Source organism: Arthrobacter sp. UKPF54-2 (assembly GCF_007858535.1).
GTDB lineage: Bacteria > Actinomycetota > Actinomycetes > Actinomycetales > Micrococcaceae > Arthrobacter.
Genome location: NZ_CP040174.1, coordinates 3,307,225 through 3,328,313, shown reverse-complemented (window position 1 = coordinate 3,328,313; position 21,089 = coordinate 3,307,225). Strand labels below are relative to the sequence as shown.

At 68.2% G+C, this 21,089-nt stretch carries 19 protein-coding genes; 10 read left to right on the top strand and 9 right to left on the bottom strand.

The features are described 5' to 3' along the window. Window positions 1-38: 38 nt before the first annotated feature. Window positions 39-620 (bottom strand): dihydrofolate reductase family protein, encoded by a 582-nt coding sequence (locus E7Y32_RS15305; RefSeq protein ID WP_146337871.1) that lies wholly within the window; start codon window positions 618-620, stop codon window positions 39-41. A gap of 148 nt (window positions 621-768) precedes the next feature. Then, window positions 769-2,586, bottom strand: a complete 1,818-nt coding sequence (locus tag E7Y32_RS15300; RefSeq protein WP_146337870.1) for a long-chain fatty acid--CoA ligase — start codon at window positions 2,584-2,586, stop codon at window positions 769-771. A 187-nt stretch (window positions 2,587-2,773) separates the two neighbouring features. On the opposite strand from E7Y32_RS15300, the gene E7Y32_RS15295 reads away from it, so the two are divergent. Then, entirely contained in the window at window positions 2,774-3,862 is a 1,089-nt protein-coding gene (locus tag E7Y32_RS15295; RefSeq protein ID WP_146337869.1) for an ROK family glucokinase, read from the top strand. 59 nt (window positions 3,863-3,921) lie between these two features. On the opposite strand, the gene E7Y32_RS15290 is transcribed toward E7Y32_RS15295, so the two are convergent. Genes E7Y32_RS15290 through E7Y32_RS15280 form a run of 3 tightly spaced genes read right to left on the bottom strand, consistent with a single transcriptional unit; the run spans window position 3,922 to window position 6,084 of the window. Beyond that, the gene (locus tag E7Y32_RS15290; protein ID WP_146337868.1) at window positions 3,922-4,464 is read right to left on the bottom strand and encodes a hypothetical protein; all 543 of its coding nucleotides are present in this window, start codon (window positions 4,462-4,464) and stop codon (window positions 3,922-3,924) included. Further along, the gene (locus E7Y32_RS15285) at window positions 4,457-5,260 is read right to left on the bottom strand and encodes a carboxylesterase (protein ID WP_146337867.1); all 804 of its coding nucleotides are present in this window, start codon (window positions 5,258-5,260) and stop codon (window positions 4,457-4,459) included. Before E7Y32_RS15285 ends, E7Y32_RS15290 begins: the two co-directional genes overlap by 8 nt. After that, window positions 5,257-6,084 carry a carboxylesterase gene (locus E7Y32_RS15280; protein WP_146337866.1) on the bottom strand — a complete coding sequence of 276 codons (828 nt, stop codon included), beginning with the start codon at window positions 6,082-6,084 and terminating at the stop codon, window positions 5,257-5,259. The genes E7Y32_RS15285 and E7Y32_RS15280 overlap by 4 nt, the downstream gene beginning before the upstream one ends. A gap of 111 nt (window positions 6,085-6,195) precedes the next feature. On the opposite strand from E7Y32_RS15280, the gene E7Y32_RS15275 reads away from it, so the two are divergent. Continuing rightward, window positions 6,196-6,936, top strand: coding sequence for a 1-acyl-sn-glycerol-3-phosphate acyltransferase (locus E7Y32_RS15275; RefSeq protein ID WP_146337865.1), 741 nt, complete (start codon window positions 6,196-6,198; stop codon window positions 6,934-6,936). Between the two features lie 65 nt (window positions 6,937-7,001). Continuing rightward, window positions 7,002-8,438 (top strand): class II 3-deoxy-7-phosphoheptulonate synthase, encoded by a 1,437-nt coding sequence (locus E7Y32_RS15270; RefSeq protein WP_261382472.1) that lies wholly within the window; start codon window positions 7,002-7,004, stop codon window positions 8,436-8,438. 82 nt (window positions 8,439-8,520) lie between these two features. Here E7Y32_RS15270 and E7Y32_RS15265 read toward each other — a convergent pair whose 3' ends face one another. Then, window positions 8,521-10,641: a protein kinase domain-containing protein gene (locus tag E7Y32_RS15265; RefSeq protein WP_146337864.1), complete on the bottom strand. Its 2,121-nt coding sequence runs from the start codon at window positions 10,639-10,641 to the stop codon at window positions 8,521-8,523. Window positions 10,642-10,741: 100 nt separating this feature from the next. Then, entirely contained in the window at window positions 10,742-12,151 is a 1,410-nt protein-coding gene (locus tag E7Y32_RS15260) for a LysM peptidoglycan-binding domain-containing protein (protein WP_146337863.1), read from the bottom strand. Between the two features lie 299 nt (window positions 12,152-12,450). On the opposite strand from E7Y32_RS15260, the gene E7Y32_RS15255 reads away from it, so the two are divergent. Beyond that, on the top strand, window positions 12,451-12,804 hold the full coding sequence (locus tag E7Y32_RS15255; protein WP_146337862.1) for an Rv2175c family DNA-binding protein: 354 nt from the start codon (window positions 12,451-12,453) through the stop codon (window positions 12,802-12,804). 82 nt (window positions 12,805-12,886) lie between these two features. Here E7Y32_RS15255 and E7Y32_RS15250 read toward each other — a convergent pair whose 3' ends face one another. Together E7Y32_RS15250 and E7Y32_RS15245 are read right to left on the bottom strand one after the other, a co-directional pair. Further along, window positions 12,887-13,981: a polyprenyl synthetase family protein gene (locus tag E7Y32_RS15250; RefSeq protein ID WP_146337861.1), complete on the bottom strand. Its 1,095-nt coding sequence runs from the start codon at window positions 13,979-13,981 to the stop codon at window positions 12,887-12,889. After that, the gene (locus E7Y32_RS15245) at window positions 13,978-14,511 is read right to left on the bottom strand and encodes a hypothetical protein (RefSeq protein WP_146337860.1); all 534 of its coding nucleotides are present in this window, start codon (window positions 14,509-14,511) and stop codon (window positions 13,978-13,980) included. The genes E7Y32_RS15250 and E7Y32_RS15245 overlap by 4 nt, the downstream gene beginning before the upstream one ends. Window positions 14,512-14,614: 103 nt before the next feature. Here E7Y32_RS15245 and dinB point away from each other — a divergent pair, with 103 nt between their 5' ends. The 6 genes from dinB (at window position 14,615) to E7Y32_RS15215 (ending at window position 21,045) form a co-directional block, all read left to right on the top strand. Continuing rightward, entirely contained in the window at window positions 14,615-15,835 is a 1,221-nt protein-coding gene (gene dinB, locus E7Y32_RS15240; RefSeq protein WP_261382647.1) for a DNA polymerase IV, read from the top strand. Window positions 15,836-16,082: 247 nt separating this feature from the next. Next, entirely contained in the window at window positions 16,083-16,448 is a 366-nt protein-coding gene (locus E7Y32_RS15235) for a DUF3040 domain-containing protein (RefSeq protein ID WP_146337859.1), read from the top strand. 440 nt (window positions 16,449-16,888) lie between these two features. After that, window positions 16,889-17,317, top strand: a complete 429-nt coding sequence (gene mraZ, locus E7Y32_RS15230; protein WP_138769645.1) for a division/cell wall cluster transcriptional repressor MraZ — start codon at window positions 16,889-16,891, stop codon at window positions 17,315-17,317. Between the two features lie 178 nt (window positions 17,318-17,495). Next, a complete protein-coding gene (gene rsmH, locus E7Y32_RS15225; RefSeq protein WP_146337858.1) occupies window positions 17,496-18,497 on the top strand; it encodes a 16S rRNA (cytosine(1402)-N(4))-methyltransferase RsmH in 1,002 nt (333 codons plus the stop codon). Beyond that, on the top strand, window positions 18,494-19,198 hold the full coding sequence (locus E7Y32_RS15220; RefSeq protein ID WP_146337857.1) for a hypothetical protein: 705 nt from the start codon (window positions 18,494-18,496) through the stop codon (window positions 19,196-19,198). The genes rsmH and E7Y32_RS15220 overlap by 4 nt, the downstream gene beginning before the upstream one ends. Before the next feature lie 44 nt (window positions 19,199-19,242). Then, on the top strand, window positions 19,243-21,045 hold the full coding sequence (locus E7Y32_RS15215; protein ID WP_146337856.1) for a penicillin-binding protein 2: 1,803 nt from the start codon (window positions 19,243-19,245) through the stop codon (window positions 21,043-21,045). Window positions 21,046-21,089: the final 44 nt, after the last annotated feature.

Genomic DNA, 21,089 nt, shown 5'->3' with positions numbered 1-21,089 from the left:
GGCAGGCACGTGGCCTGCCGTGCGGCAGCCCGGAGCGGTCAGCGGCGAACCCGGTAGCGCACGTGGAGCACCCGGTTGCCCTGGATCACCGTGTCGGGATCTTCCAGCAGCTGCTGGGCGTGGACCGACCCGAAGTAGCGTTTACCGGACCCGAACACCACGGGTGCGACGTCCATGCGCACCTCATCGACCAGGCCCGCGGCAAACACCTGGCCGCCGACGTCACCGGCGGCGACCTCCACCAGGCGCTCGCCCGCCAGCTCCTTGGCCTTGGCCACGGCTGCCTCGACGCCGTTGACGAAGTGGAACGGAGCCCCAGGGTCCCAGCCGTCGGGCGCCGGCCGGTGCGTCACGACGACAACGTGCTCAACTCCGCCCGGAGGCGTCCCGTCCCAGCCGTCCGTCAGGTCGAAGACGTGGCGGCCGACGACGGTGGCCCCGATCCGGTCCCAGTACGGCCGGATGTAGTCGTATGACGTTTGCGAGACCTTCAGCACGCCGCTGTCGTCCAGCGGCACGTCACCGCCGGTCAGCCAGTCGAACAGGAGACCGGGCTGGTCGTTGCCGTCGGCGATGAAGCCGTCCACCGACACCGAGCTGTACATAACGACCGTGCCCATGGGGTTCTCCTTCGCTTGAAGATGCCCCCAGAGTAGCGGCTCGCCCCGGTCCGTGGCAGGTACACAAAGCACAACGCGGGGCCAGCTCCGGCCCGTCCGGTGACCCGGGACGGGCGGCAGCTGACCCCGCGTTGCTGAGGGCGGCGGCTCAGGCGTTGGCGCGCTTCGCCGAGTACATCTCCTCGATCACGTTCTCGAAGTCCTTCATCACCTGGGCGCGCTTGACCTTCATGGACGGCGTGAGGTGCCCGGACGCTTCGGTGAAGTCGGACGGCACAATCCGGAAGGACTTGATCGCCTCGGCCTGCGAGACGGACTGGTTCGCGCCGTTGATCAGCTCCTGGACCGCCGCGGTAACGGCCGGGTGCGTCGTCGCCTCGGCCACCGTGGTCGACGCCGGGAGGCCGTGGCGCTGCAGCCAGCCCGGGAGCGCCTCTTCATCGAGGGTCACCAGGGCCCCGATGAAGGGCCGGTTGTCGCCGACCACCAGGACCTGGGACACCAGGGCGTCGGCGCGGATCTGGTCCTCAAGCAAGGCCGGGACCACGTTCTTGCCGCCCGCGGTGACGATGATTTCCTTCTTCCGGCCGGTGATGGTCAGGAAGCCTTCCTCATCGAGCTGGCCGAGGTCGCCGGTGCGGAACCAGCCGTCCACGAACGTCTCGGCCGTGAGGTCGTCGCGGTTGAAGTAGCCGCGCATCACGCAGACGCCCTTGGCGAGGATTTCGCCGTCGTCGGCGATCTTCACGGCGTTGCCGGGGATCGGCGCGCCGACTGTACCGATCTTGATCAGGCCGGGCGTGTTGACCGTGACCGGCGCGGTGGTTTCGGTCAGGCCGTAGCCTTCAAGGATCTGCAGGCCGATGCCCTGGAAGAAGTGGCCGAGGCGTTCGCCGAGCGGGCCGCCGCCGGAGACCGCGTGCGCGACCTGGCCGCCCATGGCGTCTCGCAGCTTGCCATAGACGAGCTTGTCAAACAGGGTGTGCTTGAGCCGCAGGCCCAGGCCCAGCTTGCCGGCCTGGCGCGCACGAGAATAGGCGATGGCGGTTTCCGCGGCGCGGTGGAAGATCGCTCCCTTGCCGCCGTCCTCGGCCTTGGTCAGGGCGGAGTTGTAGACCTTTTCGAAGACCCGCGGCACCGCGAGGATGAAGGTCGGCTTGTAGCTTTGCAGGTCCGGCAGCAGGTTCTTGATGTCCGGGGTGTGCGCGACGGTCACGCCGGCCGCCACCGCCAGCACCGAAATGAAGCGGGCAAAGACGTGCGCCAGCGGCAGGAACATGATGGTCCGCGCCTGCTCGTGGACGATCTGGCCGAGCGAGGTGGCGAGCACGTTGTCGGAGAGCTCCACGAAGTTGCCGTGGGTCAGTTCGCAACCCTTGGGACGCCCGGTGGTGCCCGAGGTGTAGATGATCGTGGCGAGATCCGAGAGCGAGGCCTGGCTGCGCCGAGCCTCCAGCTCCTCATCGCTGATGTCCGTGCCGGCGCCGCGGAGCTCGTCGAGGGCGTCGCCTTCGAGCTGCCAGACGTGCCGCAGGCCGGTCAGCCCCTCCGAGGTCGCGGCCTGCCGGATGATGTCCTCGTGGTGGGTCGACTCGCCGAAGGCCGCCACGGCGCCCGAGTCGCCCAGGTTCCAGGCCACCTGTGAGGGCGAGGAGGTTTCGTAGATCGGGACCGAGACGGCGCCGGCGAACCAGATGGCGAAGTCGATCAGGGCCCATTCGTAGCGGGTGCGGGACATAATGCCGACGCGGTCGCCGGCCGCCACGCCGCTGGCCATCAGGCCCTTGGCGAGCAGGGACACATCGGCCAGGAAATCGGTGGCCCGGATGTCCTGCCACTGCCCGGCGGCGTCGAGCCGGGAGAACAGGGCAGGGTTCGATGCCTTGGCGGCCTGGCGCAGCACCAGGTCTGTGATGTTCGTTTCCGGGGGGACGGTGACCAGGGGCGGGACACTGATTTCTCGCACGATAGCTCCTTTGATATCCATAGACCCGCTAGGGGGTACGACTAACAGTAGTATGTGGCCACCGCGGGCTGTGTTCCACTTCACCTACTGGCGAGTAACTTTACGGTCACGCCCCCGGACGGCGCCACTTGCGCCGGCGGCCGGCGGCCACGGAGTCCCCCTTCGTGCGGGCCTAGAATGGGGAACGATGCTAACTCCAACACCCGGTCCGCAGCCCGGTCCGCAACGCAGCACCGCCGCCTGGCGCCGCAGCACACCGGCCCGCCCAGGGTCCGCCCGGGCCGGCCGGCTGCGCGAACACCTGCGCCTCGGGCGCAAGGGCCTCGCGATCGGCGTGGACATCGGCGGCACCAAGGTGGCGGCCGGAGTGGTGGACGCCGACGGGCGCATCCTCAGCGAGGCCAGGCGGTCAACGCCGGGGAACGACCCGCGCGCCGTCGAGCAGGTGATCGTCGAGCTCGTGGAGGAACTCGGCCGGGGGCACCGCATCTGGTCGGTAGGGATCGGCGCGGCCGGCTGGATGGACCTCGATGGCGCCACGGTGCTGTTCAGCCCGCATCTGGCCTGGCGCAACGAACCGCTCCGGGACAACCTGCAGCGGCTGCTGCGCCGGCCGGTGCTGCTGACCAACGACGCCGACGCCGCCGGCTGGGCGGAGTGGCGCTTCGGCGCGGGCCGGGGCGAGAGCCGGCTGGTCTGCATCACGCTCGGCACCGGGATCGGCGGGGCGATGGTGATGGACGGCCGGCTGGAGCGCGGCCGTTTCGGCGTCGCCGGCGAATTCGGCCACCAGATCATCATGCCCGGCGGCCACCGCTGCGAGTGCGGCAACCGCGGCTGCTGGGAGCAGTACGCCTCCGGCAATGCGCTCGGACGCGAGGCGCGGGAACTGGCCGACGCCAACTCGCCGGTGGCCCAGGAGCTGCTGCGGGCCGTCGACGGCCGGGCCGACCGGATCACCGGCGTGATCGTCACCGAACTGGCCAAGGCCGGCAACGCGACCGCGCGGGAACTTCTCGAAGACGTCGGGGAGTGGCTCGGCCTGGGGCTGGCCAACCTGGCCGCGGCCCTGGACCCCGGCACCTTCGTCATCGGCGGCGGCCTGTGCGACGCCGGCGAGCTCCTGGTGGCCCCGGCGCGGAAGGCGTTCGCCCGCAACCTGACCGGCCGCGGCTTCCGTCCGGCAGCCGGGATTGAGCTCGCGGCGCTGGGCCCCAACGCGGGCCTGATCGGCGCCGCGGACCTCTCGCGTGTCAGCAGCCGCATGCACAGCTAGCCGTGCACAGCTAGCCAAACCGCGCCCGGCCAGGCCGCGGTCAGCGGCACAGCGGCCGGCTAGACCCTGGCGCCGTCGTCGTGCTCATCTTTTTCGTGCGGCAGCTTCATGATCAGGAACACCACAGACGCCGCGAAGGCGGCCACCATGCCCACCACCGCCAGCAGCGGCGCGGAGCGCCAGAAGATGGCGGACAGGAGCAGCGCGATCGGGCCGCCGACCGCCCCCAGCCACGCCAGCACCGTCATCGGATCCGACGACGCCAGGCTGGGCGGCTCTTCGGGGACGAAAGCGCCCTCGTCCTCGTCCGCCTCGTAGTCGCGCGGGCCGGGCGGGGCATCCCGGTCGGCGGAGCCCTCCGCGCCGCCGCCCGCGGCCGGACGGGTCCCGGCCGGGGGAGTCAACTGCGGCGGGACCGAGAGCCCCAGCGGGTCGAAGTCGCGGAACGTGCGCGCGGCGGAGGTCCCGGCGCCGGGTCCGGGCGCGGGACCGGAATCGGTGCCCTCGAGCCTGGCGACCAGGTCCCGCCAGACGGCGTCGTCCTCGTTGGCCCCGGAGTCCGGGGAATCCGGGTCGGGGGAGCCTGGGTCGGATCTAGTCATCTGCCGTTTCTTTCTGGCTGGCGCCGGCTGCGCCCGGAGTGTGCCCTTCCACGACCGACCGGATGAATTCGGCCGTGCCGGTGAAGATCCGGGGCGCGTCGTTGTCCATGGTAGCGACGTGGTAGCTGTTTTCCAGCCGGATGACCTCCAGCGGGGCGTTGGTCAGGCCGCGGCGCAGCGCCGCCAGGCTCGTGTCGGAGACAACGTGGTCCACGGTGGAGCGGTACACCCGGACCGGGGCGGTGATGTTCGGCAGCAGCCGCAGGGTGTCCTTGAACATCTTGTTCAGCTCGTGGGCCGCCGCGACCGGGGTCCGCGGATAGGCGCCCTCATCCACGCCCGCCTTGAGGATGTCGTTGGCGATCGCCGGGGTGGACTTGAGCACGTACTTCAGGATCCCGGCCAGCGGGGCCCGGGGGTCATCGATGACCAGGCCCGGGTTGACCAGGACCGCCCCGGCCACCGGGCGGGTGGCCGCCAGCCGAAGCGCGAGTGCCCCGCCCATCGAGAGGCCGGCCACAAAAACCTGGTCACATTCGGCGGCCAGATCCAGGTAGGCGGCGTCGAGGCCCGCGTGCCAGTCCTGCCAGCGGGTCCGGGCCAGTTCCTGCCAGCTGGTGCCGTGGCCGGGCAGCAGCGGCATCCGGACGGCGTAGCCGGCCGCGGCCAGCGACTCGGCCCACGCCCGCACGCCGTGCGGGCTGCCGGTGAAACCGTGGGAGACCACGACGCCGGTCCGGGGACCGGAGCCGGTGAATGGGCTGTTGAAGGGCGAGTGGTCGGGGGCTGTGCTCATGCGTGCTCCGTAGTTATGGGCCGCTGCCGGTCCCAGGTGGGAGGGGACTGGGCCGCGGTGCGGGACGTGGGTTCGCGGAAGAAGCGGGCGGACTCGGCAAAGATCGTGGGCGCGTCGACGTCGAGTGTGGCAACGTGGCTGCTGTCCGGCAGCGGCACCACGGAGAGCTCCCGCGATCCCAGGCGTTTGCGCAGCAGCGCCAGGGACGTCGGCGGCACCACGGCGTCGGTGACGGACTTGAAGACCAGGGCAGGGGCCTCGACGGCGGGCAGCTCCCGCAGCGTGGCGGTAAACAGCCTGCGCAGTTCATGGACGGCGGAGAGCGGGGTCAGTGCGTAATCCCCGTCCTGGGTGGGCACCGCCGTCGACTCCGTTTCCCGGAGCGGCACAGTGGTGCGCTGCAGGTACTTCAGCACGCCGATGTAGCGCACCCGGCGGTCGTAGAAGCTGAGTCCGGGATTGACGACGGCGACGCCGGCCACCCGGTGCCGCGCCGCGGTCCGCAGGGCGATGGTCCCGCCCATGGACAGGCCGGCGACGAAGCAGCTGTCGGTGCGGGCCGCGAGGTCGAGGTATGCGGCCTCGAAGGCGCCGTACCAGTCCTGCCAGCGCTGCCGGGCGAGGTCCCGCCAGTCGGTGCCGTGGCCGGGCAGCAGCGGGACGGTGACGGCGTAGCCCAGGCCCGCCAGATGTTCGGCCCAGGGCAGCACACTGAGCGGGCTTCCTGTGAAGCCGTGGCAGATGGCCACGCCGACGCTCGCGTTCGCGCCGTGGCCCGGGTAGCGATAAGCGGCAGGCGCCCTTGGAGTGCTGCTTTCGCTCATGAGCCCATCGTGTCACTGTTCGCGACAAAACTCACTAGAGTAGGGTGTCACTGAAGTCCTGGCCGGGCCCGAGGAAGGGCCGGCCAGACGCCTGCCGGAGAGGTTCACCACGTGTTTTATTGGTTCATGAAGACCTTCGTCCTTGGGCCGGTCCTGAAAACGCTGTTCCGGCCGTGGGTGAAGGGACTGGATAATGTTCCGGCTCAGGGCGCCGCGATCCTGGCCTCCAACCACCTCTCCTTTTCCGACTCCATCTTTATGCCGCTGATGGTGCCCCGGCCCGTGGTGTTCCTGGCCAAGTCGGAGTACTTCACGGGCAAGGGGATCAAGGGCAAACTCACCGCCGCCTTCTTCCGCCTGACCAACCAGCTGCCCATGGACCGGTCCGGGGGAGCGGCGTCCGCCCGTTCGCTGGATGCCGGTATGGACGTGCTGAAGAACGGTTCGCTGCTGGGCATTTACCCTGAGGGCACCCGCAGCCCGGACGCCCGCCTCTACCGCGGCAAGGTCGGCGTGGCACGCCTGGCGCTGCAGGCCCGGGTGCCGGTGATCCCGGTCGCCATGATCGGCACCGACAAGGTCCAGCCGATCGGCAAGCGGATGCCCAACATCCGGCGCATCGGGATGATCTTCGGCGAACCGCTGGACTTCAGCCGCTACTACGGCATGGAGGACGACCGTCTGATCCAGCGCTCCGTCACCGACGAGATCATGTATGAACTGATGCGGCTCTCCGGCCAGGAATACGTCGACGAATACGCCGCCGTCGTCAAGCTGCGGCTGGCCGGGAAGGCCACCGAGGTGCCGGAAGCGGGCGCCGGGCACGGAACGGACACCCCCGGAGCTGTGTGACGGAACGCCCGCAGTCAATGACGCCGGGCGCCCCTGATCAGGCCCGGGGCGCCTATCCTTAGAAGGTGACTGAGCTATCCGAGCCTTCGACGTCCCCCCTCAACAACTTCCAGCAGGCCGGCCCTGCCCTCGCCGGCACCGCCTTCGCCAGCACGGCCCAGAGCGGCGCCGCGAACTATCCCGGGCTTGACCATTGGCGGGAACTGCCCGCCTCGCAACAGCCCAGCTGGTCCGATCCGGCCGTCTTTGAGGCCTCGGTGCAGGAACTCTCGGTGCTGCCGCCGCTGGTCTTTGCCGGCGAGGTAGACATCCTGCGTGAACGGCTCGCCGCGGCGGCCCAGGGCAAGGCCTTCCTGCTCCAGGGCGGAGACTGCGCGGAGACCTTCGAGGCCGCGACGGCGGACAAGATCAGCGCCCGCGTCAAGACCATCCTGCAGATGGCCGTCGTGCTCACCTACGGCGCGGCCATGCCCGTGATCAAGATGGGACGCATGGCGGGCCAGTTCGCCAAGCCGCGCTCCTCCAACGATGAAACACGCGACGGCGTGACCCTGCCGGCGTACCGCGGCGACATCGTGAACGGCTATGACTTCACACCGGAGTCCCGCGCCCACGACGCCGGCCGGATGCTCAAGGCGTACCACACCTCGGCGTCGACCCTGAACCTGATCCGCGCGTTTACGCAGGGCGGCTTCGCGGACCTGCGCCTGGTGCACCAGTGGAACAAGGGCTTCACGGAGAACCCGGCGCACGCGCGCTACGAGTCGCTGGCCCGGGACATCGACCGGGCCATCCAGTTCATGGCCTCCTGCGGGGCGGACTTCGAGGCGCTCAAGCGGGTGGAGTTCTACGCCAGCCACGAGGCCCTGTTGCTGGACTACGAGCGCGCCCTGACCCGCATCGATTCGCGCACCGGCCTGCCCTACGACACCTCCGCGCACTTCCTCTGGATCGGGGAGCGGACCCGCGAACTGGACCACGCGCATGTCGATTTCCTTTCCCGCGTCCGGAACCCGATCGGCGTGAAGCTCGGCCCGTCGACCAGCGGCGACGACGCGCTGCGGCTGATCGACAAGCTGGACCCGAACCGCGAACCGGGCCGGCTGACCTTCATCACCCGGATGGGCGCGGGCAACATCCGCGAGAAGCTGCCGCCCATCGTGGAACGCGTCACGGCCTCCGGTGCCCAGGTCCTCTGGGTCACCGACCCGATGCACGGCAACACGGTGACCTCACCCAACGGCTACAAGACCCGCAACTTCGACGACGTGATCGACGAGGTGCGCGGGTTCTTCGAGGTGCACCACGGACTCGGCACCGTCCCGGGCGGCCTGCACGTGGAAATGACCGGCGATGATGTGGCCGAGTGCCTCGGCGGCGCCGACCCGATCGACCAGGACGCCTTCCTGGACCGGTACGAGTCCGTCTGCGACCCGCGCCTGAACCACATGCAGTCCCTCGAGATGGCGTTCCTGGTGGCGGGCGCCCTGTCCAAGCGCTAGGCCCAGGCTCAGCCAAGAACAAAAAGCTCCGCGCCGGCTGAATCCAGCCGGGGCGGAGCTTTTTTTGGCCATAAGGACGCGATCAGGTCACGGTGATCGTGACGACGGATCCTTCGGGCTGGCGTCCGGTTTTGTCCTGGCCGGCCACGAGACCCAGCACGGACGAGCCGAAGGCGTAGCTGACCTTCACCTCGAAGCCGGCGTCCTTGAGTGCCTTGATCGCCTCTGCCTCGGGCTTGCGGAACACGTTGGGGACCTCCACCAGCTTCGGGCCCTTGGAGATGGTGAGGTTCACGGCGCCGCCCTTCGTGAGGTTGCCGGTGGCGGGGTCCTGGCCGGCGACTTTGCCCTTGGGCACCGTCCGGTCGAAGACCGGTTCCGGGGCGACGACGGCCTTGAGACCGGCTGCCTCGAGGGTCTTGACGGCGGCGTCCTGGTCCTTGCCGCGCACGTCGGGGACCGGGATCGGCTGCGGGCCCTTGGAGACGGTCAGGGCAACCGGCGTCCCGTGCTTGGCGGGTGTTCCCTTGCCCGGAGCCTGGGCCAGCACGGTACCTGCGGCCGCCGCGTCGTCATAGCTTTCGGTGACAGGCCCCAGGGCCATGCCGGCGCCGTTGAGGACAGTCTTCGCCTCATCGAGCGATTTGCCAGCCAGTTCGGGCAGGGGGAACAGCTCGGGGCCCTTGGACACGGCGAGCGAAACGGACTCGAACTTCCGGACCACCTGTCCGGCCTTCGGTTCCGAACCCACCACCAGGCCGGGCGAGACGTCGTCGTCGAAGACGTCCCGGGTGGTCGACTGGAAACCGGCGGTGCGGAGCAGTTGCTGTGCCTCCGCCACGGTCTTGTTGGATAGTTGCGGGATCGTTCCGGGGGATCCCGGGCCCATGCCAAAGAACCAGCCGGCCCCGGCGGCAAGCAAGGCCAGCACGGCCAGCACCAGGAGCCAGACCAGGCCGCGGCGCCGGGGGTTGCCCGCCCGCAGGCTGCGGCTGGGCGTTGCCGCCGCACGCTGGCGGGCCCTTTCCTCGTCACGGTCCAGCTTCCGCAGTGCGCGCTTGCTGGCCGGGGCCGCCGGTCCGCCCGCGGCTTCCTCCGCGGTGGCGCCGAACGCGCGCTCGTCCGGGGCCGAGAGCGGGCCGTACGCGCCGGGCCGCGGGGTGCCGGAGAGCACCGTCGTCGGGTGGGGGCCGCCGCGGCCGATGACTTCGGTGGGCTGCTGGATGCCGCCGAGCAGTTCGGTGTGCGCGTCTTCCGATGCGCCCGCCACGACGGCGGCGCCGGCGGCGGCTCCGCCCGCCGCTCCGCCCGCCATCGGTGCGGGCCGGGCGGCGGGAGGCCGCAGGTCCAGCTCAGCGTCGCTGAGGTTGGTGCGGATATGGCGCAGTTCGGCCAGCAGGGCGTTGCCGTCCACCGGACGCTGCTCCGGGTCATTGGCGGTGCACCACTGCACCAGCTCGTCGAGTTCCCCGGCCAGGCCCGGAACCAGCTCCGAGGGCGCGCCTACGGTGGAGTTCACGTGTTGGTAGGCGACCTGAATGGGGACTTCGCCGTCGAACGGCTGCCGGCCGGTCATCATCTCGTACAGCATGATGCCCAGCGAATAAATGTCGCTGCGCGCGTCGGCCTGCCGGCCCATCACCAGCTCGGGGGAAAGGTAGGCCACGGTGCCGATCAGCGCCCCGGTGCTGGTGGTGGTGGTGATGGCCCGGGCCAGCCCGAAGTCGCCGATCTTGATCCGGCCGTCGTCGGCGATCAGCACGTTCTCCGGCTTGACGTCCCGGTGGATGAGCCCGGCGGAGTGGGCGGCTCCAAGTCCCTCGACCACCGGATCGATCAGGGCCAGGGCCAGCCGCGGGGTGAGCGCGCCCTTGTCCTTGAGCACGTCGCGCAGCGTGTGGCCCTTGATGTACTCCATCACCAGATAGGCCAGGGGGCCGTCCTCGCCCTGGTCCAGCACGCCCACGACGTGCGGGTGGGAGAGCCTGGCGGCGGCTTTCGCCTCGCGGCCCAGCCGGTCCAGGAACTGCGGGTCGCCGGCCATGTGCGGATGCAGGACCTTGAGCGCCACATCCCGCTCCAGCCGGCGGTCGGTGGCGAGGTAAACCGTGGACATCCCGCCGCGGGCCAGCTTGGAACGGATCAGGTACCGGTTGTCCACCACGGTCCCGACAAGAGCGTCCGATGTGTAGTCCTGCACCATTTGATCCTAAGCTCTGCACGGAAACGGGCCCGGATTGACATGCAATCCGGACCCGTATCGTTACGCGACGGAGGGCTCAGCCCCGCGCGATGCTGGCGGTCTAGCTGAACTGATGCTGCAGCTTCTTGATGGAGGCCACGTAGACCTTCGTATCGTCGTACATGCCCCGGGTGTTGACCGAGTACTGGCCCTGGTAGTACCCGGCGATCGCGTAGTCCAGGTCTTTGCTGGTGCGCACCAGCTGGCGGATGATGGCGACGCCGGCCGTGGCGTTGTCGTACGGGTCCAGCAGGTTCAGCTGTCGGCCAACCAGGTCCGAGGCCCACTGGCCCGAGGAAGGAATCACCTGCATGGTGCCAATCGCGTTGGCGGGGGACACCGAGCGGTGGTCGAAGCTGGACTCCTGGAAGGCGAAGGCCAGTGCCAGGGAGGGATCCACGCCCATCCGGCGCGCGGTGTCCGCCACGATCTGCTTCATCTGCTCGCGGCTGGGCACCGGCGAGGCGTTGAGCAGTGACTTGTTCTGGTTGGCCGAGTTGAGGACGGCCGCCGGGTAGCTGAAGCCGAGGAACGTGCTGGGCACCAGCGGTGTCACGGTGGCCTGCGGCTGGCTCGAGGACGGGTTGATGGCGCCCGTGGTGGAGCCGGGGATCACCAGTTTGTTGCCCGGGTAGATGATGCTGCTCATGGTCAACTGGTTAGCGGACAGGACGTCGGAGAGCTTGACCCCGTGCCGGGCCGCAATGCCGGAGAGGGTGTCGCCGGCCTTGATGGTGTACGAACCCGAACTGGCCGGGGCCGGAGCGGGTGCCGCCGGGGCGGGCGCGGGTGCGGCCGGGGCGGGCGCCGGAGCAGGGGCGGGTGCAGGCGCGGAGGGCGCCGGGGTCCCGGCGCCGACCTTGATCTGCTGTCCGGGGTAGATCACGGAGCGCATGGTGAGGCCGTTCCAGCTGAAGACCTCGGAAAGCTGGACGCCGTGGCGCGCGGCGATGGCGCTGAGGGTGTCACCTGACTTCACCGTGTAGACCTTGCCGCCGGACGGTGCCGGGGCCGCGGGTGCAGGTGCGGCCGGAGCTGCCGGTGCCGTCGCGGAGCCGGTGAGCTTGATCTTCTGGCCCGGGTAGATCACGGTGTTGGCCTGCAGATTGTTCAGCTTGAGGATCGCGTAGGTGTCCAGGCCGAACTTGCCTGCGATCGCGCTGATCGTGTCGCCGCGGGCGATCGTGTACTCGGACGGCGCGGAGACCTGGGCAGGACGGAATGCCGCAGGAATCGCCACAGGGACGGAAGAGGCGGGAATCAGCCGGGAAGGCAGCGATGTGGCGGCCAGGCCCTGGGCCTTCATGGCCGCCGCAAGTGTCGCCGGAATCGCACGCGGGCGCGGTTCGGCCGCAGCGGGCTGGGCGATCGCCAAAGACGAGAGTACGACGGCGGGCAGTGCCGCCGTCGTCGCCGCAATCAGCGGGAGGCCTGGCCTCGTGTTGGGCTTCGGCGAACGTGACGTCGTCATGGGAAAATCCTCTTCTCAGCGGCGAACGCTGCAGGTCAGGCCGGTGTTACTGGTGTTACCAGTGTGACTAAAGATACTGCAGTTACAAATGTGATCTATGTGAATCTCTCATGAATTGCGAAATAGCACAAGAACTGTTTGACATTCCGCAAACACGGCTTTCTGGAGTGTCGCCGTGGACGTCGTGACGGCGGGGGAGACGGCGCCGTGGCGGGGCCCGGGGCGATTGTATTAAGGGGCCGGATTATTCGATCGTGGCTGACTAGGCGCAATCCGGTCCGGCATGGCAATCTTGATCCGTGAGTACTGTAGAAAGCCTTGTAGGCGAATGGCTGCCCCTGCCCGACGTAGCAAAGCTGCTGGACGTCTCCATCACCAAGGTTCATGCCTTGCTGGACGAGCGTGCCCTCGCGGCCGTGAGGATCGGCGACCGGCGGATTCGCTCCGTCCCGGCGGAGTTTATCCAGGACGGGCATGCCGTTGAGAGCCTGAAGGGCACGATTATTGTGCTCTCGGACGCCGGCTATTCGGACGAGGAACTCATCACCTGGCTCTTTACCCCGGACGATTCACTCCGCGGCCGGCCGATCGACGCCCTCCGCGAAGGACGCAAGACCGAAATCCGGCGCCGGGCCCAGACCATGGCCTGGTAACACCACTGCGGCTCGGGCCGTGCACGGCGCCTCGGCGTTGGGCACGGCCTTTTGCGTACCCGGCGGCACCCGGAGGCCGGCGCTAGGCGGTGCGGCTGACCGCGGCTTCGGCGAGCTTGCGGAGCGCCGTCTTGGGCAGTTCCTCCAGCGGCAGCAGTTCCAGGGCATCAAACGCTGCCCGGCCGAATTCCTCGATCAGGACCTCGGTGGCCTGGAGGGCCCCGCAGTCGACGATGATGCGGCGGATTTCCTCGACGTCGCCGGTGGTCAGGTCCGGGCTGCCGAGCTTGGCGTCGATATACGCCGACTCCGCCGGAGCGGCCTGGTCCAGGGCGAAAGCCACGAGCACCGTGCGCTTGCCTTCACGGAGGTCATCGCCGGCCGGCTTCCCGGTGGTGACCGGGTCGCCGAAGACCCCCAGCACGTCGTCGCGGAGCTGGAACGCCTCGCCCAGCGGGAGGGCAAAGGCCGAATAGCCGCGGAGCAGCTCATCCGGCGCCCCGGCCAGCGCCCCGCCGAGGGCCAGCGGGTGCTCCGTGGAGTACTTGGCCGATTTGAACCGGATGATGGACTGGGCGCGGCTTACAGCGCCGGCGCGGTCCCGGTGCGGACCGGCCACTTCCTCAAGGATGTCCAGGTACTGGCCGGCCATCACCTCGGCTCGCATCAGGTTGAAGATGAGCCGGGCCCGGCTGCCGGAGGCCGCCCGGTCGCCGATCTCGGTGAAGGATTCCTCGCTGAAGGACAGGCACAGGTCACCGGTCAGAATGGCCGCGGCATGGCCGAAGCGCTCCGGATCCAGCGCCCACCCCTGGGTCGCATGGAGTTCGCTGAAGCGGCGGTGCACGCTCGGGCCGCCTCGGCGGGTGTCGGAGCGGTCAATGATGTCGTCGTGGATCAACGCCGCGGCCTGGAACAGCTCGAGCGCTGAACCGGCGGTGACCACCTCCGGCGCGCCGGCATCGCCGCCGGCCCCGCGCCAGCCCCAGTAACACATCAGGGCGCGGAGGCGCTTGCCGCCCGTGACGAGGTTGGAGATCGAGCCCATCAGCGGGTCGATGTCCGGGGAAATGGCGGCCATCACCGTGGTGCGATCGACCAGGAAGTCCGTCAGCTTCCCGGCCACGGCTGCGACGAAGTCCGTCTGCTCAACCCGCAGTTGTTCGGCCAGGCTCACTTGACGGACTCTGCGCCGACGTTGGCGCCGATGGTGAAGGTGGAGACCCCGGCGGCCTCGACCACGGCGAGGTTCACGGTTTCGTTCTCGCCGCGCAGGAAGTCCTTGGAAGCCACCGTCCCGACGGTTTCGCCGGGCACAGCCTTAAAGCCCTGGTTCTCCAGTTCCTTGCTGTAGAAAGCCACGACTCCGGCCGACGGCGAGGTGATCTTTCCCACCAGGGCCACCGTTGCCGGGGTGGCGGTCTTATCGAAGCTGCTGGATTCCACCTTGGCGCCGGGCATCACCGGCAGCAGCTTCTGCGGGAAGCCCGAGACCAAGGCGCCCACGGTCGCGGAAGTGCCCGGCTCGGCGGACGGGCTGGGTGGTGCCGTTGTCGAGGCCTGGGCGGTGGAAGCCGCCGACGTCGATCCCGAGGCTGACGACGCGGCCGGGGCCTGGCCCGGGCTGCAGGCGGCCAGGGCCAGCAAGGCGCCGGCGGCGGCCACGGCCGCTGCGGCGCGATTGGGCGGCGCTCCAAAAACCTTCACGCGGACATTCCTCCTGGTGTTGATGCCGGATTCAGCCTCCAGTTTAGTCAGTCCCTGCGCATAGGATTGATGTGTGGGGCCGGAGAGCGAGAATCACCTTGAAATCAACAGCGTGAAGCAGTACAGCGAAGCGGGTCTTCGTGAGCTCCGGCGCAGCAGCATCCTGCACGTGGATATGGATGCCTTCTTCGTGTCCGTGGAACTGCGCAGCCGTCCGGAACTTAAGGGCCGGCCGGTGATCGTGGGCTATCCCGCGGACCGTTCGGTGGTGCTGTCGGCCTCCTACGAGGCGCGCAAGTTCGGCGTGAAGTCCGCGATGCCCATGGCGGTCGCGGCCCGGATGTGCCCCTCGGCCGTCATTATCGAGCCGCGCCACAAGCTCTACTACGAGGTGTCCGGCCAGATCATGGCCATCTTCGGGTCGGTCACCGATTTGGTGGAGCCGCTAAGTGTCGATGAGGCCTTCCTCGACGTCGGCGGCGCCATTCGGCGGCTCGGACCGCCGCGGGACATCGGTGAACTGATCCGCCGCCGGGTGGCCGGCGAGCTGGGCATCACGGCGTCGGTGGGCATTGCGGCCAGCAAGTTCGTCGCGAAGATTGCGTCGACCCGGTGCAAGCCGGATGGCCTGCTGCTGATCGGCCCGGACGAGACCGTGCCCTACCTGCACACCCTGCCGGTCGGCGCGCTCTGGGGCGTCGGCGCCAAGACTGTTGAGGTCCTCGCCCGAATGGGGATCCGGACGGTCGCCGACGTCGCGGCGACGCCGCTGCCGTCGCTGCGGAGAATCCTCGGGGCCACGGGGGAGCACGTTTACCGGCTCTCATGGGGGATCGACCCCCGTCCGGTGACGCCAGTCCGGCTGGAAAAGAGCATCGGCGCGGAGGAGACCTTTGCGGTGGACACGGCCGACGACGCGTTGTTGCACCGGGAACTGCTGCGGCTCGCGCACCGGACGGCCGAACGGCTGCGGAGCGCCGGCATGCACGCCAGGACCGTTGCCCTGAAACTGCGCTACGCGGATTTCTCCACCATCACCCGCAGCCGCACCGTCAGCACCCCGATCGACAGCGCCCAGCTGCTCTACGGCGTCGCCCTTCAATTGCTCGAATCCGTCGGCGAGCGGCCGATGACCGTCCGGCTCGTCGGGATCAGGGCGGAGCAGCTGGAGGAAGCCGCCCAGGCGCCGCTGCAGCTGAGCCTGGACCGCCGGGACGACAACTGGCGCGCCGCCGAACAGGCCCTGGACCGGGTCACCCGGAAGTTCGGCAACAAGTCCGTGCTGCCGGCCCGTCTGCTGGACCCCGGACCCGGCACCGACTGAGCGCGAAGCCGCCGGGAGCGTCTTTCAGAACAGGGCGCAACAAACTATCCTAGATATACGTAGATTTCGAACGACTGGATCGAACGTTCGGGCTGCCGGCCATGCCAACTGAACACCTTTCGGGGAACCGTGAATCCACATTCATCCAATGGCGGGGAATGGGAACCAGGCGGGAATCCCGAACGTTAGGGGTTTAGGGACAAGGGCCGCGTCAAGTCTGGACGTTGGCCGACTTAAGGAGGTCGTGATGCCGCTCTCGGAGCACGAACAGAAGTTGCTGGAGCAACTTGAGAAGCAGCTGCATGAGGACGATCCCAAGTTTGCCAGCTCCATGGGCTCGGATCCGGGTCGTTCCTGGTCCACCCGTCACCTGGTCATTGGGGTCCTCGGCGCCCTCGCCGGCATCCTCTTGCTGTTGCTGGGCGTCTCCATGCAACTCATCGTCGTCGGGGTGCTCGGATTCGTGGTGATGGGCGCCGGCGTGTACTTCGCGACCATGCGGAGCTCCGGCGGCAGGCCCACCGCCGCCGGCCGCAAACCAGGCAAGCCGCGCAGTTCTTTTATGAGCAACCTTGAGGAGCGCTGGGACGAACGGCACCGCGGGGACTCCTGACCGGGATTCCCTTTGGCCGTTCCACCGGCCCTCCATTTCGCACCACCCAGGCCTCCACTAGGCAACTCAAGACCCGCTTCGGCGGGTCTTTTGCCGTTTAATCCGCATCCGCTGCTCCGTTATTGCCGTTTTGGGGCGCCAAAAGGGCAATAACGGAGCAACCGCTGCGCAGCCGGGCTGATGCCAGCGCCGGTGGGCATGCGGGGGCCGCCGGAGTGCCGCCGGAGGGCGGCCGGAGGGCGGAATTCCCTCCACTGCGCACCACTTTTAGCGCTTCCCTTTATCCGCAAGGAACTTTTCCATCAAAATCGGCCCACATTCGCCCAAAAATATGCCGAATGTCGTTGACGGGGGAGTGAAGTGGAGTAATGTGGAGGGCGTAAGAGGGTAGTGGCAGCACAGGGGACGTTGGACTTCCTACAACAGACAGGCGGTGGGCCGTGTTTCTCGGCACTCATTCGCCGCGTTTGGACGAAAAGGGTCGAATCATCCTCCCAGCGAAGTTCCGCGAGGAACTTGCCAGCGGACTGGTTCTCACAAGGGGCCAGGAGCGTTGCATCTACGTCTTCAGCGAGGCGGAATTCGGCCGGGTTCACGAACAGATGCGGGAGGCTCCAATCTCCTCCAAGCAGGCTCGGGACTACATCCGCGTTTTCCTCTCTGGAGCCTCCGACGAGGTACCTGACAAGCAGGGGCGCGTGACGATTCCGCCGGCGCTCCGGGAGTACGCAGGTCTCGGCAGGGAGCTGGCCGTTATTGGCGCCGGCACCCGGGCGGAGATCTGGGACGCCCAGGCCTGGAACGAGTACCTGGCCGAAAAGGAAACCGCCTTCTCGGAAACCGACGACGCCATCCCGGGGATTCTCTAAAAACCCGCCGGCATCCCAGCACCACCCGCTTCTTGATCGAGATCTCCAGCCGCCCATCCGGCAGCTCACCTGGCTCACTTCCCCGGAGCCAGGCGGGCAGCAGGGTAGGCGCGGATGGGGATCTGGACCAAGAAGCACAGCACCCGACAGTCACCCCACCCCACGAAAGGACGCAGGCATGAGCGAAGACTCCAACCAGGCGAAGCCTACGTCCGAACGTCATGTACCGGTCCTCAAGGACCGGTGCATCAATTTGTTGGCACCGGGGTTGGAGGAAGCCCGGCGCCGGGGGCAGACGCCCGTGGTCGTCGACGCGACGCTCGGCATGGGAGGACACTCCGAAGCCATGCTGCAGCGGTTCCCCGACCTGCACCTGATCGGCATCGACCGTGACGAGGAAGCCCTCGCCCTTGCGGGGGAGCGGCTGAAGCCGTTCGCCTCCCGGATCGACCTTGTCCACGCGGTCTACGACGAGATCCCCGAGGTGCTCGAGGATCTCGGCTTCACCGAGGTCCACGGCATCCTGATGGACCTGGGGGTCTCCTCGCTGCAGCTGGACGAGCGCGAACGCGGTTTCGCCTACTCCTTCGACGCGCCGCTGGACATGCGGATGGACACCAGCCGGGGCCAGACCGCCGCCGACGTGGTGAACAACTACAGCGAAGAGGACCTGGTCCGGATCATCCGCAAGTGGGGCGAGGAGAAGTTCGCCGGCCGGATCGCCAACCGGATCGTGGCGGCCCGAGCCGAGAAGCCCTTCACCACCACCGGAGAACTGGTCGAGACCATCCGCGCCGTGGTTCCCGCCGGCGCCGCCAAGACCGGCGGCCACCCCGCCAAACGGACTTTCCAGGCACTGAGGATCGAGGTCAACGAGGAGCTCGACGTGCTGGAGCGCGCGATTCCGGCAGCCGTAGCCTCGATCGCCGTCGGCGGCCGGGTGGTCGTGATGTCCTACCACTCGCTCGAGGACAAAATCGTCAAGGCCGTCTTCCAGGCCGGTTCCAAATCCTCGGCCCCGCTCGGCTTCCCGGTGGAGCTCGAGGAACACAAGGCCGAACTCAAGACACTGACCAAGGGCACCGAGGTGCCCACCGCCGAAGAAATCGCAGAAAACCCACGGGCCGCCTCAGCCAGGCTCCGAGCCGTGGAACGTATCAAAGCCAGGAGAGTCGCATGAGCACCGCCGCCGTCAACAGGTTCCCCGTTGCCACCGCCGCCACCGCCCGTGCCCTTCCCGAGCTGCAGCCGGGTGCGCCGGCCCGCAAGACCCGCACGCCGCTCTCCATCGTCCGCAGCGCCCCGCGTAAACGCCGGGCGCCGTTCGTGGTGATGTGCTTCGGGATCCTGGCGCTGGCGCTGATGGCGGTGCTGGTCCTGAACATCTCCGTATCTTCCGCGCAGTACCAGCTGGTGGAATTGCGGGCCAAACAGTCCACCCTGACCAAGCAGAACCAGGACCTCACACAGCAGGTCCAGAACTTTGACGCCCCGCAGAACCTGGCCGCCAAAGCCACCGAACTGGGTATGGTCGCCTCCACGAGCAAGGGCCAGATCGACCTGTCCACCCTCACGGTGACCGGTAAGGCCAAGCCCGCGGTCAAGGGTGACGCCCCGGGTGCGGTCATCGCCGCCCCCGCCGTCGCCGGCCAGGTCAACGTGGTTCCCGCCGCCTCGGCCAACGAACCGCTTGCCAACCGCAAGCCAGCTGAGAGCCTCCCGCCGGCCGCCGCGCCCGCTGCAGCGGCACCTGCCGTCCCCGCCGCACCCGCACCGGCCGTCCAGGCCCCGGCAGTGCCCGCACCCCCGGCCCCCGCACCGGCCGTGGACCTGCACGGCGGCTCCATCCCGGCCCCCGCGCAGAAGGCCCCCGGAAAATAGCCGACGGGACCCACAACCAGCCAGGCAAGCAGCAAGGAAACATCGTGGCGCAGAACACCGGCAAGGCACGCACGGGCAAGACGCCCAGCGCCACGCGGCGGCTGCGGCTTGGGCTGGGCATCATGCTCTCGCTCCTGCTGGTCGTCGGCGGGAAACTGTTCCTTGTCCAGGGCCTCGACGCCGGCGGCATGGCCGAGGCGGCCCTCCAGAACAGGCTTAAACCCATGGAACTGCCCGCCGAACGGGGCAGTATCCTCGACGCCAACGGAACCGTCCTGGCCAGCAGCGTGATCCGCTACAACGTCGTGGTGGACCAGACCGTCAACACCAAGACCGAATCCTTCCCGCGGCTCGAGCAGGTCGACGGCAAGGACACGGTCGTCAAGATCCCCCGGGACCAGGGCATCGAAGAGCTCGCGACAGTCCTCGGCATGAAAAAGGACGACCTCAAGGAAGCGTTGACCGGCAAGCAGCGCTACTACATCGTGGCGAAAGACATCCGGCCCGACGTCGAGGACCGCATCTCCAAACTTCAGATCCCCGGCATCGTCACCGAGGGCACCAGCAAGCGGGTCTACCCCAACGGTTCGGTGGCCGGCGGAATCGTCGGCTTCCTCAAGGACGGCACCACCGGCCAGGCCGGGCTCGAGCAGACGCAGGACGAGGTGCTCCAGGGCACGCCCGGCAAGCGGCTCTTCGAAATCGGCGCCGACGGGCTGCGGATCCCGGTCGGCGTGGACCAGTTCACCCCTGCCGTCAACGGCAAGGACATCAAACTCACGCTCAACTCCGACCTGCAGTACTTCGCCCAGCAGGCCATCCAGAGCCAGGCCAACAAGCTCAGCGCCGAATGGGGCGTGATCATCGTCTCCGACGCCAAGAACGGCAACATCCTCGCCATGGCGGACACCAACGCCCCGGACCCCAACGACCCCGGCAAAGTCGCGGCCAAGGACCGGGGCGTCCGCGCGGTGACAGCCGCCTATGAGCCGGGCTCGGTTGAAAAAATGATCACGGCCGCCGCGCTCATCGAAGAAGGCAAGTCCAGCCCGCTGGAGAAGTTCACCATCCCGCCGTCGTACACCGTGGACGGGCAGACCTTTAACGATGCCTTTGTCCACGGCACCGAGGACCGCACCCTGGCCGGCATCCTGGGCTGGTCGATGAACACCGGCACGGTCATGGCAGGGCAGCGCCTTAGTAAGGAGCAGCGCTACGGCTGGCTGAAGAAGTTCGGCATCGGCGAGGCGCCGGAGATCGGGCTTCCGGCCGAGGCCACGGGCATCCTGACCCCTTCCGAGCAGTGGGACGGCCGGCAGGAATACACGGTGCTTTTCGGCCAGGGCGTCTCCCAGTCGACGCTGCAGACCGTGCGCGCCTTCCAAACCATCGCCAACGACGGCGTGATGCTTCAGCCGCGCCTGATCGACAGCTACATCAATCCCGACGGTACCGAGGAAAAGGTGCCGGCCAAGGACAGCCGCCAGGTCGTGTCCAAGGACACCGCCAAGCAGGTCCGCGACATCCTGGAAAGCGCCGTCACGGAAGGCCAGATCAAGGAAGCCGGCATTGACGGCTACCGGGTGGGGGCCAAAACCGGAACGTCCCAGTCGCCGTGTGACGACGGGAAGTCAGGGTTCTGCGGCTTCACCGCCTCGATGGTGGGGATGGCACCGATGGACGATCCGCGGTTTATTGTTGAAGTGGTCCTGCAACGGCCCAAGGGCGACATCTACGGCATCTCGAACGGTCCCACCTTCCGCTCGGTGATGAGCCAGACGCTGCGCACCTACAACATCCAGCCGTCCACGGGGGAGCCGGCCAGGCTGCCGCAGTACGCCAAGTAGCACCCAGCACCACGAGTCAGCAGCACCAACAGTTACACGCGGCC

Coding starts and splice junctions, on each gene's coding strand:
- E7Y32_RS15305 (WP_146337871.1), bottom strand. CDS start 620: ATGGGCACGGTCGTTATGTACAGCTCGGTGTCGGTGGACGGCTTCATC.
- E7Y32_RS15295 (WP_146337869.1), top strand. CDS start 2,774: ATGCTAACTCCAACACCCGGTCCGCAGCCCGGTCCGCAACGCAGCACC.
- E7Y32_RS15290 (WP_146337868.1), bottom strand. CDS start 4,464: ATGACTAGATCCGACCCAGGCTCCCCCGACCCGGATTCCCCGGACTCC.
- E7Y32_RS15285 (WP_146337867.1), bottom strand. CDS start 5,260: ATGAGCACAGCCCCCGACCACTCGCCCTTCAACAGCCCATTCACCGGC.
- E7Y32_RS15280 (WP_146337866.1), bottom strand. CDS start 6,084: ATGAGCGAAAGCAGCACTCCAAGGGCGCCTGCCGCTTATCGCTACCCG.
- E7Y32_RS15265 (WP_146337864.1), bottom strand. CDS start 10,641: ATGGTGCAGGACTACACATCGGACGCTCTTGTCGGGACCGTGGTGGAC.
- E7Y32_RS15260 (WP_146337863.1), bottom strand. CDS start 12,151: ATGACGACGTCACGTTCGCCGAAGCCCAACACGAGGCCAGGCCTCCCG.
- E7Y32_RS15235 (WP_146337859.1), top strand. CDS start 16,083: ATGCCGCTCTCGGAGCACGAACAGAAGTTGCTGGAGCAACTTGAGAAG.
- rsmH (WP_146337858.1), top strand. CDS start 17,496: ATGAGCGAAGACTCCAACCAGGCGAAGCCTACGTCCGAACGTCATGTA.
- E7Y32_RS15220 (WP_146337857.1), top strand. CDS start 18,494: ATGAGCACCGCCGCCGTCAACAGGTTCCCCGTTGCCACCGCCGCCACC.